This is a genomic window from Bacillus sp. ISL-75, from assembly GCF_018613095.1.
On sequence record NZ_JAGGQX010000062.1, the window covers coordinates 1 to 12379 of the forward strand.

Sequence of the window (12379 nt, forward strand, 5' to 3'; positions counted from 1 at the left end):
TGATCGCTAGATGGCTGTCCATAGGACCTAAAGTATTACTGCTTGATGAACCCACGAGAGGTGTGGATATTGGGGCAAAGACTGAAATACATAAAATTGTTTCGAAGCTTGCCGAAAATGGCTTGGCAGTTTTAATGATTTCATCTGAGCTTCCGGAAGTATTAGGTGTTAGCGATCGAATCCTCGTCATGTGCGAAGGAAGGTTAACAGGAGAACTATCGAGAGAAGAAGCCACACAGGAAAAAATTATGTACTTAGCTACTAGGGGGGAGTAAAGAAAATGAGGGGAAATACTCAAACAATATCACAAAGAGAAAGCCTTCATGTTGGGAAGGTCCTTCACGGATTATGGAATCGATTGGGTATGATCATGATTTTAATCTTATTATGCGTTGTCCTTTCTTTTACCGCGCCTAATTTCTTAGAAACGGCCAATATGTTAAATGTATTAAAGCAAGTTTCCATCATTGCTGTGCTAGCTGCTGGAATGACAATTGTGATATTAACTGGTGGAATTGATTTGTCGGTCGGGTCAACAGTTGCTTTATCCGGCGTTATTTCAGTTATGGTCTCTTCAGCAGGAGTTAACCCCGTCATTGCCATGATATCAGGTGTGGCTGTAGGGTATGCAGTAGGACTAATAAATGGATTTTTCACTGCTAAAACAAAATTACCAGCATTTATTGTTACATTAGGTAGTTTCACCTATGTTCGAGGTCTTGCTTATGTCATTAGTGGTGGTTATCCGATTGTTTTACAAAATGAAACGTTCAAATTCATTGGGGGCGGAGCTATTTTCGGAATACCAACTCCTATCTATATCATGATTTTTGTTTATATCGTTATGTTTTATGTTTTAAAGTATACCATGTTTGGCCGCCATATTTATGCCATTGGTGGAAATGAAGAAGCAGCACGATTAACAGGGATTAAGGTTGAGAAGTCATTAATTAATGTGTATTCCATCAGTGGATTATTAGCAGGTTTAGGTGGGGTCGTGTTAGCTGGCAGGTTGTATTCTGGTCAACCAACTGCAGGTCAAATGTATGAGTTAGATGCAATTGCCGCGGTTATTTTGGGTGGAACTAGTCTAACAGGTGGTAAAGGAAAGATACAAGCAACGATCATTGGGGTATTAATTATGGGCGTTATTAGTAATGGCTTAACTCTAATGGACGTTAACTATTATTGGCAGCTTGTTGTCAAAGGTGGAGTAATTGTTGCCGCGGTTTTATTAGATCGCTTACGTGGAAATAGTGCAGCTTAATGGAATTCAACAGATGTATTTAACAATGTAGAGAACAAGAGTAATAAAGGTAAAAAAAGATAAAATATCTTTCCATTAAGTGGATTTTTTCATTGAAAGTAAGACATTTTAAAGGCTGTCGAATGATCGACAGCCTTCATTCTCCATGCAATTTTGCGATCAAAAAGGGGGGATTTGATGAAGTACTTGCTTGGAATAGATCTTGGAACATCTAGTGTGAAGACATGCCTGATTGACTATACTGGAACAGAGTGTTTTTCAGATAGTGAGGTATATAGCATAAATACTCCAGCAAGAAATTGGGCAGAACAAGATCCTGAAGAATGGTGGAGAGCTACAAAGAAGACCATACAGCATTGTTTACAAAAAGTGGGGAGATATGAGGTTGAAATTACTGGAATTAGTTTTTCTGGACAAATGCATGGTTTAGTAATACTTGATAAAGACAAACAAGTAATAAGACCAGCGATCATTTGGTGTGACCAAAGAAGTCAGCAGCAAATCCACTCCATACATAATAAAATAAATAAGGAAGAAGTAGAAAGGCAAACACTGAATGCACTTTCTCCTGGTTTTTTACTGCCTTCTTTAATGTGGATAAAAGAACATGAACCTTTTAATTATGAAAAAATAGATAAAGTGGTTTTACCTAAAGATTATATACGTTACAGAATAACTGGTGAGATTGGTACAGATTCAACAGATGCTTGCGGAACATTAATATTTAATATAGAAAGAAGAGAATGGGCTGAAGATCTAATTAAAAAGTTAGGGATAAATAGGAACCTTTTTCCACTATGCCGTGAGCCATACGAGATCGCGGGTTACGTAACTCGAATTGCAGCCAATGAAACTGGATTGAAATTAGCAACCCCTGTCGTATATGGTGGAGGGGATCAGCCGATGCAGGCTGTTGGGAATGGCATCCTTTCTTCGGGGACAATTTCCTGTACGATTGGAACAGGAGGACAGTTATTTTCACCTGTAAATCAACCAGTTCATGACAGACTATATCGAACAAATACATTCTGTCATGTGAAAAACTGGTACATATTAGGTGCTAATTTAAGTGCAGGACTATCATTAAAATGGTTAATGGAAAATATTTTATATATCGCAGACTTTACTAAGTTAAACAAAGAAACTAGTAAGATTCCATCAGGAAGTGAAAAGTTACTCTTCCTACCATATTTAAATGGAGACAGAACACCCCATATGGATGCTAATGCTAAAGGGATGTTTTTTGGACTTCAATTAAAGCACAATCGTTACCACATGTTGAGAGCGGTGATGGAAGGTGTTGCTTTTTCATTGCGTGATTCATTAGAGATTTTTAATGAACTGCAAATACCTGTTGAGCAGGTTATCGCTTCAGGTGGATTTATCCAAAGTGATTTATGGATGCAAATTGTAGCAGACGTTTTTCAAAAAAGTATATGTACTACCTTGACGAAGGAACATGCCTGTAAAGGAGCAGCAATTATGGCAGCTGTAGGTACAAAAGTCTTCAATTCAATGGAAGAAGCAGTAAGTGAAATGGTAAAAAAGAGTGATAGGCTAGTAGAGCCAAATGAAAAGAATGGATATGTATATAATGAGCAATATGAGCTATTTAAATCTCTCTATATACAAAATAGAGAACTGTTTATGATATAGATCTAGATACTTTGTATTCTAAATTAATAGAAACGGTAAGAATGGAGAGTGGAAAATAAATGTATAAAACATCCCGCTCAGTTATGTGCGTTGGAGAGCTGTTAATCGATTTTTTCTGTACAGATATTGATGTTAATTTAAAAGAAGGTGATCATTTCCTAAAGAAGGCTGGAGGTGCCCCAGCGAATGTAGCAGCTGCCATTTCAAAGCTAGGTGGGGTGGCGAGTCTTATTGGGAAAGTAGGAAATGACCCATTTGGATCATTCTTGATAGAAACTTTAAACGAGGTGGGTGTAGATACATCGATGGTTGTTACCGATGATTTAGCACCAACAACCTTAGCATTTGTTTCTCTCCAAGCAGACGGTGAAAGGGATTTTGTATTCAATAGAGGAGCAGATCAACATCTAACAGACGAAAACTTAAATTTAGATAGACTAAGTAGAGCAAAAATACTACACTTTGGATCCGCAACAGCGTTACTTGATAACCCTTTTAAAACAACCTACTTTAATGCAATGAACTTTGCGCAAAATAGTGGAATATTCCTATCATTTGACCCTAATTTCCGTAAGGATTTATGGAAAAATAGAATGGAAGAATTTATTAGTTTAGCTAGAAAAGGTATATCAATGGCTGATTTTGTAAAAGTCAGTGAAGAGGAGCTTGAACTTATCACAGGAAAAATGGATAAGTATGAAGGAATAGAGAAGCTCCATCATTTGGGAGCGAAAATTGTGGCTGTGACTCTTGGAAGTGAAGGAACTCTTCTTTCAAATGGAAATGATGTGAGTCTCATAAACAGTATAGAAATAAATTCAATTGACTCTACAGGTGCTGGTGATGCATTTGTCGGTGCTGCTTTATATCAGTTTGCAAACTTGGAGTCCATTAACACAATTCATAATGATTTTAGTAAACTGAAAGAGATCATTCTTTTTGCAAATAAAGTAGGGGCACTTGTATGTACAAGGGTAGGAGCGATATCTTCCTTACCAAACGAAGAGGATCTATTAAAAATTTAGTCATTTTTACTCCTGCAGTAAGTTTAAAGAGTCTGATTACAAGAATAAGATAGAAGTCATTCTTAAAGCAGTAACATTTATATTCAGCAAAGAAAGGAATCGTGGCATGATATGCCGTGGTTCCTTTTTAAATGAAGGCTGAGAAATAAAAAAATGCCGTTTTCGATTTAGTTGGTTTTTTTAACTATTTGTTAATAACGGTAATCCATTATTAACCCCTAAATTTATACGATATAAAAGTTTTTTATATGTGGTTATAATTTTATATCATTTTATTTATTTCAATAATTGCATTATTCTTAGTCATAAGAAATTAATTATTACTTCTTTTAAGGAAAAACATAAGGAGAAACAGAAGCATGGGGGATATTGTGCATGGAAAAAAATCGTTAGTTTCTTGGCACTGTCAACTAGTTATTTGTAAGATCCAGAAACTTAATTATTAGAAGACTAAGAACTTTATAGGGTGACTCAATTAAATCTATTTCGTAAAAGATGGTGCCAATAGTTCAATAGGGGAGTATATTATGGAAGCAAAATATTGTAAAGAATCACGAGTTATACGAACAAGTCGTGTATTTCCAAATGACGTAAACAATCACCATACATTATTTGGAGGAAAATTAATGAGTGATGTGGACCAGGTAGCTTCTATTTCTGCGGCTCGCCATAGTCGCAGGGAATGTGTAACTGCTTCAACCGATTCAGTTGACTTCTTATATCCTGTTCGTACAACAGATTCGGTCTGTTTTGAATCATATGTGACATGGACAGGGACGTCGTCTATGGAGATTTTTGTGAAAATTATTGCTGAAGATTTAAAAAGTGGTGAACGTACAATTGCAGCAACAGCTCTATTAACATTTGTCGCACTTGATCAACATAAACGTCCAACACATGTTCCACAGGTTATTCCGGAAACAGAAGAAGAGAAAAAATTGCATGAGACCGCACCAGAGCGAGCAAGAATGCGGAAAGATAGAAAACAAAAGAGCAAAAAGTTAGCTGCTTTTTTAACAACAAATTATCCTTAAGGTCAACAGAGCTTATATTAATTTAGTTAAGTTAGTCAGCAGGACTAGCAATTAGATAATCTTTAAATTAGGGTGGGATCTTATAACAGAAAAACTTCACTAAACAACGGTTCAGTGAAGTTTTTTCGTCATTGAGACTATGCAAGGACTCTCTCAAGTATATCAATGTCTAACCTGTTTCAATCCAATAAGGATCCATCTGCTGCCTCCCCGGCCACTTCCCCTAAGCCCTTGTCTTCGATGATTTGAGCCAGCATCAAACGAACAGCTTCATCATCATCTATTATATGAAATAGTAACAAATCACCCTTTCTCCATTAAATGATTGACCGATAAGCGGATAGTGAAGATGGACCCTGTTCCTTCTAATCTATTCTGCACTGTAATATCACCTTCAAGTTGTTCAACTATCTCTTTTACAAAGGATAATCCCATTCCCGTTGATGGATTTCCGGAATAATCATATTTAGTGGTAAACCCGGGCTTGAAAATTAAATTTTTATGTTTCTGGGTAACACCAGGGCCATTATCTTTGATCTGGAATTTAACCAAATGGTTTTCCCTTTCAATACTAATGGTAATCTTGCCCGTTTTATCGATGGCTTCTACGGCGTTAGTGACGATATTATTGATAATCGATAAAAGGGTAAAAACATGGTAAGGAGGATGAGCTCCTGTAATGGAATATTCAACTTGAATATTTTTTCCAAGGATACTGGAATATTTTTCATTTGTTCGTTTGATAATGGAAACAAGTTCAACCAGGTTCATATAATCTGTAAAACTTTCATCAGAAATAAGTTTTGAAAGTCCCGCATAGATACGTTGGTTATCTTTTTTTATTTCATGGACTTCGCCGGCTATTGTCAATGCCTGCCTGCCGAGGTCCTCGACTGTATGGGCAGTCGTCCCTTCGTTTTGCAAAACATTTAAGCATTTGTATAGATCATATGATTTTTTTGTGATGTTTTCAGCATCTAGCAATGTTTTTTTTAAATGAATGGATTCCTCGTATAAATTGGAAATGAGCATGAGCATATGCTCATTTTGTTTTCTTATTTGTTTTTCCCTTGCCTGTGCCTCATACAACTGCATGATCGTGAAAAAGCTGACAACCAGAAAGCTATGTGAAATCGCCATAATCAGAATTTCGCTAAGTGCTGCCAATTTAATCGTTGTTCCCAATACAAGATATTGCATCAGTATCTCTGTCAAATCCGACAATATTTCGATGGTGATGCCAATCAATCCAATTAAAATAGGACGGTGATAAAATCGGTTTACTTTTGCCAAATAAAAGAAACAAGCATAGGCAAAATAAAAGAAAAAACTAGGAAAATTAGCTTCAAAAGAGGAAGGCAAATTCATATTACCTTGGTTGATGAATTCAAGTGAAATCCGAAAGACCACAACTTGTATAGCTGTCAATAAACCAGACAAAATAGCGGGAATTTTTCGGAACAATAACAAAAAGAATAAAAATATTGGTACACCAAAACTGACCCGGAACGTTTCATTAATCGGATAGAAATTTAATTCACCAGCCAAAGGGACTGTTATCATCATCAAAACGAGAATCAATAGGTCTTTTTTTACTAAAGGACTGATGTTCAAGCAGATCACTTCCTCATTTTTCTGAAAATTAGTATACAGATAGATTGGCCACAATACAATACAATGCAAACTTTATTATTAGATACTCCAATTTTGTTTGAAAAAAAATTAAACGAAAGATAAAAAAATTTCTGTAGGTTTTTGTTATCTTTTGTAGTTCTAATTATAGAATCAACAATATCATTCTATCAGAAAATAGAAAGCGTTTTCTTTTGGGTGTGAAATGTTTTCCCTAAAAAGGAATTTAGAAAGAGAGGGTTGGAAGAGTTGATTCCCAAGATTAAAAAAAAGGAAAGAGATCAAATCGGGAACCAAAGGCAGGATTGGTTGGATGAATGGGTGGCTCATTATCGTTCCTATGGTACAGAAGGACGATGTGCAAGCTACATTCCTGCTTTGGGAAAGGCAAACCCGTCACAGTTAGGTATTTGTATCGTAGGATCAAATGGACTAGTCGTCAAGTCGGGTGATTGGCAATTCCCTTTCACATTACAGAGTATCTCAAAAGTGATCAGCTTTATAGCGGCATGTGTAAGTCGTGGAATTCCTTATGTGTTAGATCGGGTCGATGTGGAACCAACTGGAGATGCCTTTAACTCCATTATCCGCCTTGAAATGCATAAACCAGGTAAGCCGTTTAATCCCATGATCAATGCAGGAGCAATTACCATCGCTTCACTGCTTCCGGGGGAATCATCAAAAGATAAATTGGAGTTTCTTTACAAATTTATCGAAAAAATGATAGGGAAACGTCCGAACATCAATGCGGAGGTTTTTCAATCAGAATGGCAGACTGCCAATCGAAATAGAGCAATAGCCTATTATTTAAAAGAGACGGGTTTTTTAGAATCAGAGGTGGATGAAGCTTTAGAAGTTTATCTGAAGGTGTGTTCCTTAGAAGTAAATACGGAAGATATAGCCCTGATTGGAATGATTCTTGCTCATGATGGATATCACCCAATTCAAAAACAACAAGTACTGCCTATTGAAGTGGCCAGACTTTCCAAAGCCTTAATGCTTACCTGTGGAATGTACAATGCTTCAGGCAAATTTGCCGCCTTTGTCGGAGTGCCAGCCAAAAGCGGGGTATCGGGAGGTATTTTAGCAACAGTTCCCCCAAGTATGAAAAGAGAACTGCCTTTCCAAGATGGATGTGGAATTGGTATTTATGGACCAGCTATTGATCAGTATGGCAATAGCCTGACGGGTGTTAAGCTATTGAAACATCTATCGCAAGAATGGAATCTGTGTATTTTCTAAAAACATCATATAAGAAAAGATTTCATTGGAAATTTGAAAAATTCATACGAAACTAAGAAAACTTTTATTCAAATTATGGGGTGATATTAATGGCATTAACAAATACTGTAGAAAACCTAGCCGAAGAACAGAAAAAAGAAAAGGAATCTCTAGATTTATTTCTTTCTACACAAACGGTCATTAAAGAGGCGTTGGATAAATTAGGTTATTCAAATAATGAATTTGAATTATTCAAAGAACCTATCCGAATGCTCACTGTCCGCATACCTGTAAAAATGGATGATGGTTCGATCAAAGTGTTTACCGGTTTTCGTTCCCAACATAATGATGCAGTAGGTCCGACAAAAGGGGGCGTACGCTTTCACCCAGAAGTGAACGAAGAAGAGGTAAAAGCCTTGTCTATTTGGATGAGTTTAAAGTGCGGCATTGCGAACCTTCCTTTCGGAGGTGGAAAAGGCGGCATTAAGTGTGACCCGAGAATAATGTCGTTTGCAGAACTGGAAAGATTGAGTCGTGGTTATGTTCGTGCCATCAGCCAAATTGTCGGGCCTACAAAAGATATACCGGCACCCGATGTATATACAAACTCTCAAATCATGGCTTGGATGATGGATGAGTATAGCCGCCTTCGTGAATTTGATTCTCCAGGATTCATTACGGGCAAGCCCCTTGTTTTAGGGGGGTCAAATGGACGTGAAACGGCAACAGCCCGGGGTGTAACCATCTGTATTGAAGAAGCGGTAAAGAAAAAAAACATTGAATTGCAAGGTGCCCGCATAGTGATTCAAGGTTTTGGGAATGCAGGAAGCTTTTTGGCCAAATTCATGCATGATGCTGGAGCAAAAGTGATTGGTATTTCGGATGCATATGGTGCTCTTTATGATCCACAAGGGCTTAATATTGATTACCTGCTCGATCGACGCGATAGTTTTGGTGCAGTAACACCTTTATTTAACAATGTTATCACGAATCAAGAATTACTGGAAAAAGAATGTGACATTCTGGTGCCGGCTGCCATTTCCAACCAAATTACAGCACAAAACGCCAATCGTATTAAAGCTTCCATCGTAGTGGAGGCAGCTAACGGGCCAACAACCCTTGAAGCAACCAAAATTTTGGATGAAAGAGGAATCCTCCTTGTTCCGGATATATTGGCAAGTGCAGGTGGTGTCACCGTATCTTACTTTGAATGGGTTCAGAACAATCAAGGGTTTTATTGGTCAGAGGAAGAGGTGGCTGAAAAATTACGAAAAGTAATGGTCGATTCTTTTGAAAATATTTATCAAACAACACATGTCCATCAGGTTAATATGCGCTTAGCAGCGTATATGGTTGGAATAAGAAAACTGGCTGAAGCCTCACATTTCCGGGGCTGGGTCTAAAATGCGAGATTTTCTACAATTATATGGAAGAAGGAGATTTTCTTGTGGATTATCACTATCCATTCAAAAAGCAATCTAAACATGTTTGAGTTTGACACTGAAAAAGAAGCAAAAGAAGCTTTCGAAAAAATGAAGGGCTGTAAAATCCTTACTGAGATCCTTTACCTGTCGAAGATCCACTAGCGGGTCTAGATATTCAACGTAGATAAAGAGGATACCGAGAGTTGGACATAAAGGAAAGGGATAAACTTTTCCGCGTTAATTAAATACTCTAACTATGTAATCTCAATGGGCTCCAAATTGGTTAGGTAAGAGGGTCATCTCACATGCCCATAGCTAACAAAATGGAGTCTTTATTGAAGTTTCAAAATTATTTTTTTAGATTTATTGCTTTAAAAAATACGTATGCGGCCATGAAAGGAGTGGTACAACATCAATATAGCATAATAAAATTACATTTTAATGGTTTCTTACCAGAGCGACAAAGAAAACATTATCTTCCGCTGTATTAGCATCCATGTCTATACGGATGATTAACTAACACTTCAAATGATGCTGATGTATTAAACCCTATTAACAAATGATCTTACATTAAAATTCCAGCAGCATGCGGCACTAACGCCGGCACTGATTCTACTTCGACTCCAACCATCGTCTATCAAACTGATGTCCTAACTGCTTCAATATAAACTACTAAATATTAATAAGAGGTGATAAAATGCAACAATTATTACAAAATATGGTTGGCGTAACAAATGATTTCCTTTGGTCAAAATTATTAATTATTATGCTTGTTTCTTGCGGGATTTATTTCACATTTAAAACGAAATTTGTACAATTCCGCATGTTAAAGGAAATGGTCCGTGTTCTAATGGAAGGGAAAACTGGCTCTAAAGACAGCATTTCCCCATTTCAAGCGTTCTGTATCGGTATGGCCGCTCGCGTTGGAACAGGTAATATCACAGGAATTGCGATTGCGATTGCATTAGGCGGTCCTGGAGCGGTATTCTGGATGTGGATTATTGCTATTATTAGCTCAGCATCCAGCTTTATCGAAAGTACGTTAGCGCAAGTATATAAAGTAAAAGATAAAAATGGTTTCCGCGGCGGCCCATCCTATTATATGGAAAAAGGATTAAACAAACGTTGGATGGGAGTATTATTCTCCATTTTAATTACGCTTGCTTTCGGTCTTGTATTCAATTCTGTACAATCAAATACCGTTACAATTGCTTTTGAGAACTCATTCGGTACAGATCGTTTAACTGTAGGGATTATCATGGCACTTGCTTTCGCTGCGATTATCTTTGGCGGTGTGACGCGTATTGCAAAAATGGCTGAATACAAGGTAATGATTCTAGCTGTGTTATACATCGGTGTTGCATTATTTGTTGTAGCTACGAACATAACAAAAATGCCGGAAATTCTTTCTCTTATTGTTCAAAACGCATTTGGCTTTAAACAAATAGCAGGCGGTTCAATCGGCGCAGCGCTCATGAATGGAGTTAAACGTGGTTTGTTCTCGAATGAAGCTGGAATGGGGAGTGCGCCAAACGTTGCCGCAACGGCAACAACAAGTCATCCGGTGAAACAAGGACTTATTCAAGCATTTGGCGTATTAACGGATACACTGGTCGTCTGTACAAGCACAGCATTTATTATTTTGCTTTCTAATGCTTACAAACAACCAGGGCTAAGTGGTATTGCCCTTACACAAGCAGCATTAAGTGAACACGTCGGTTCCTGGGCATCAGGCTGTCTTGCTATCTTTGTTTTCCTATTTGGATTCGGTGCATTAATTGGTAACTATTATTATGGGGAAACAAACATTCGATTTTTACACACAAGTAAAGTATGGGTGATACTATACCGAATAAGCGTGTTAGCCATGATTATATTCGGTTCCATTGCAAAGGTCCAGTTTGTATGGGATTTAGCGGATTTATTTATGGGCTTTATGGTTATCATAAACTTGATTGCTATTACATTACTAGCAAAAGTAGCCTTTGCTGCTTTAACGGATTACATGAAACAGAAAAAAGCTGGTAAAGATCCTGTCTTTTATAAAGATTGTATTAAAAATCATGAAGGCATTGAATGTTGGGAGCACTCTCCAGCTACTTCAACTTCAAAAAAGGAAAAAGCGATGTAAATAATACAAAAAGATGTTCAGATACAGTACGCGGTCTAAACATCTTTTTGTTGGTCCTGGTATAAAAACATCTATTAATCCTGCAATAGATTAGGCTGGCTTCGAGATGTAGGTCTAATTAATTATGCGGATTTTTCATGTACCTATAGAATCTCCTCTAACGTCAAAAACTGCTTGAGGCCAACAAGCTTTTCATCGATGGAAAACGGGAGAGATGACAGCTGTGAAGGCGATGCATGGTATAGGGGTGAAAAAGACAACTTTTTATAAGTTAGAAAAAGAGTACGAAAGAAAGTCGAAAAATAACATTATATATATAGAAGGAACTCGTAAAAAAGTTGCCTTTGCTCAACGAGAGCAAAGGCTTTTTTCAATAGGGAATACTTTATCAAAAAGCAGCGTAAAACCCCTAGCTTTAGATATGGGGATATAAGCTGTATTTTTGTTCGTTTTTTTAGGATAATGCAAGTAATTTTACTATACATTCTTTGAAATTCTTTGGTATAATGGGAATATAAACAGAACGTTTGTTCTTAGTGGGGGAGGGGTGAATGAAATCTATCGATCCTATAAAATACAAATTCAGCCGGAACATGAATTGTTCGACTACTGTGACTCACTCTGTTTTAAAGCGAAAAACTTGTACAATATCACCAACTACTATATTAGACAGGTTTACACAGCTTTAAAAAAAGAAACTAGAAATGAAAATCAACTTCAAGTTCTAACAGATATTCAAGTCCATTTACATCAAATGAATAAAATTCGTCTAAAAAGTTTTGAGAGAGCCAAATCTAAGTCTCAAAAAGTCGATAATAATGGTCATGTTTTCGAGCCAAAACCAAAGCTATTTGAAATGCCTCATCCAGAGAAAGCATTCCTTCCCTATACCTTTGTAGAAGCACTGTTTAAAGTGATGAAACAAACCGATTACCTTTCTATGCCCTCACAGTCCAATCAAAAAGGTATATGATGATTGGAAAAGTTTC

General features: G+C 37.1%; 10 protein-coding genes and 2 pseudogenes. 10 read left to right on the forward strand and 2 right to left on the reverse strand.

Annotated elements, in window-relative coordinates:
* The 5 genes and pseudogenes from J7E63_RS23030 to J7E63_RS23050 all read left to right on the forward strand — a co-directional run.
* Window positions 1–275: pseudogene (locus tag J7E63_RS23030) on the forward strand (D-xylose ABC transporter ATP-binding protein); the annotation flags it as partial.
* Between the two features lie 89 nt (window positions 276–364).
* Window positions 365–1267, forward strand: coding sequence for an ABC transporter permease (locus J7E63_RS23035; protein WP_374193787.1), 903 nt, complete (start codon window positions 365–367; stop codon window positions 1265–1267).
* Window positions 1268–1444: 177 nt separating this feature from the next.
* A complete protein-coding gene (gene xylB, locus J7E63_RS23040; protein WP_215016808.1) occupies window positions 1445–2923 on the forward strand; it encodes a xylulokinase in 1479 nt (492 codons plus the stop codon).
* Window positions 2924–2982: 59 nt separating this feature from the next.
* Window positions 2983–3948, forward strand: a complete 966-nt coding sequence (locus tag J7E63_RS23045) for a carbohydrate kinase family protein (RefSeq protein ID WP_215016810.1) — start codon at window positions 2983–2985, stop codon at window positions 3946–3948.
* 527 nt (window positions 3949–4475) lie between these two features.
* Window positions 4476–4982 carry an acyl-CoA thioesterase gene (locus tag J7E63_RS23050; RefSeq protein ID WP_215016812.1) on the forward strand — a complete coding sequence of 169 codons (507 nt, stop codon included), beginning with the start codon at window positions 4476–4478 and terminating at the stop codon, window positions 4980–4982.
* Window positions 4983–5164: 182 nt separating this feature from the next.
* Here J7E63_RS23050 and J7E63_RS23055 read toward each other — a convergent pair.
* A pseudogene (locus J7E63_RS23055) lies at window positions 5165–5284 on the reverse strand (transcriptional regulator); the annotation flags it as partial.
* A gap of 1 nt (window position 5285) precedes the next feature.
* The gene (locus tag J7E63_RS23060) at window positions 5286–6605 is read right to left on the reverse strand and encodes an ATP-binding protein (RefSeq protein ID WP_308161994.1); all 1320 of its coding nucleotides are present in this window, start codon (window positions 6603–6605) and stop codon (window positions 5286–5288) included.
* 270 nt (window positions 6606–6875) lie between these two features.
* Here J7E63_RS23060 and J7E63_RS23065 point away from each other — a divergent pair, with 270 nt between their 5' ends.
* The 5 genes from J7E63_RS23065 to J7E63_RS23085 all read left to right on the forward strand — a co-directional run bounded on the left by J7E63_RS23065 (window position 6876) and on the right by J7E63_RS23085 (window position 12363).
* Complete coding sequence (locus J7E63_RS23065; RefSeq protein WP_215017087.1) at window positions 6876–7856, forward strand: glutaminase; 981 nt, start codon at window positions 6876–6878, stop codon at window positions 7854–7856.
* An 89-nt stretch (window positions 7857–7945) separates the two neighbouring features.
* Window positions 7946–9238: a Glu/Leu/Phe/Val family dehydrogenase gene (locus tag J7E63_RS23070; protein WP_215016814.1), complete on the forward strand. Its 1293-nt coding sequence runs from the start codon at window positions 7946–7948 to the stop codon at window positions 9236–9238.
* A 718-nt stretch (window positions 9239–9956) separates the two neighbouring features.
* Window positions 9957–11390 carry an alanine/glycine:cation symporter family protein gene (locus J7E63_RS23075; protein WP_215016816.1) on the forward strand — a complete coding sequence of 478 codons (1434 nt, stop codon included), beginning with the start codon at window positions 9957–9959 and terminating at the stop codon, window positions 11388–11390.
* 223 nt (window positions 11391–11613) lie between these two features.
* Window positions 11614–11823 carry a hypothetical protein gene (locus tag J7E63_RS23080; RefSeq protein ID WP_215016818.1) on the forward strand — a complete coding sequence of 70 codons (210 nt, stop codon included), beginning with the start codon at window positions 11614–11616 and terminating at the stop codon, window positions 11821–11823.
* 114 nt (window positions 11824–11937) lie between these two features.
* Entirely contained in the window at window positions 11938–12363 is a 426-nt protein-coding gene (locus J7E63_RS23085) for a hypothetical protein (RefSeq protein WP_215016820.1), read from the forward strand.
* Window positions 12364–12379: the final 16 nt, after the last annotated feature.

What these genes read in the sequence shown, in the direction of transcription:
- J7E63_RS23035 (WP_374193787.1), top strand. Translation starts at nt 365, where the DNA reads ATGATCATGATTTTAATCTTATTATGCGTTGTCCTTTCTTTTACCGCG.
- xylB (WP_215016808.1), top strand. Translation starts at nt 1,445, where the DNA reads ATGAAGTACTTGCTTGGAATAGATCTTGGAACATCTAGTGTGAAGACA.
- J7E63_RS23045 (WP_215016810.1), top strand. Translation starts at nt 2,983, where the DNA reads ATGTATAAAACATCCCGCTCAGTTATGTGCGTTGGAGAGCTGTTAATC.
- J7E63_RS23050 (WP_215016812.1), top strand. Translation starts at nt 4,476, where the DNA reads ATGGAAGCAAAATATTGTAAAGAATCACGAGTTATACGAACAAGTCGT.
- J7E63_RS23070 (WP_215016814.1), top strand. Translation starts at nt 7,946, where the DNA reads ATGGCATTAACAAATACTGTAGAAAACCTAGCCGAAGAACAGAAAAAA.
- J7E63_RS23075 (WP_215016816.1), top strand. Translation starts at nt 9,957, where the DNA reads ATGCAACAATTATTACAAAATATGGTTGGCGTAACAAATGATTTCCTT.